This is a genomic window from Vibrio sp. 1978 (assembly GCF_033344345.1).
In genome coordinates this window covers 1-571 of the sequence record NZ_JAWPOP010000807.1, presented here as the reverse complement: position 1 = coordinate 571, position 571 = coordinate 1, and the positions used below count along the sequence as shown (strand labels likewise).

1 protein-coding gene is annotated in these 571 nt (G+C 43.4%); it reads left to right on the top strand.

Annotation, left to right across the window (positions count from 1 at the left end; genetic code table 11):
- Window positions 1-367: 367 nt before the first annotated feature.
- The coding region (locus R8N49_RS31100; protein WP_412034936.1) for an MbeB family mobilization protein at window positions 368-571 on the top strand (204 nt) is incomplete at its 3' end.

The following is a 571-nucleotide window of genomic DNA, read 5'->3' as shown; positions in this document are numbered from 1 at the left end:
ATTCCAAATATTGAGCTTCATTCTGGCAAGCGACTTCAACCTTACTACCACTTTGCAGACAATCCTCGTATCGATGCTTGGCGCACCATTCAGAATCTTGAACTAGGGCTTCATGACCCAGATGACCCTGCTAATCAGCAAGGCTTGGTGAGTGCTAAAGACACTCCATCCGATGCAAAAGAGATTCAGCAACTTCTTACCGATGGTCTACTTAATCTTGCTCAATCAGGCGCAATCCGTAGTCGAAAAGGGGTAATTGGTGCGCTTGAAAGCAAAGGATTTGAGATTGCCAGAGTGACAGCTAAAAGCATCAGCATTAAGAATCCCGAAAGTGGGAAACGAAACATAAGATTAAAAGGTTTGTTGTATGAGCAAGATTTTGAATATGGCGAGGGACTTCAATTCGCAATCGAAGGAGCAAGCCAACGCTATCGAGCAAACGCTAAAGAAAGACTTCGAGAGGCACGAACAACGTATTCAAGATGCGTTGAAATCAAGCGAGCAGAAAATCATAAACGACATCCAAGAGCAGCAATCACGTTTGAATCTCTTGGTGATGAAAACATGGATT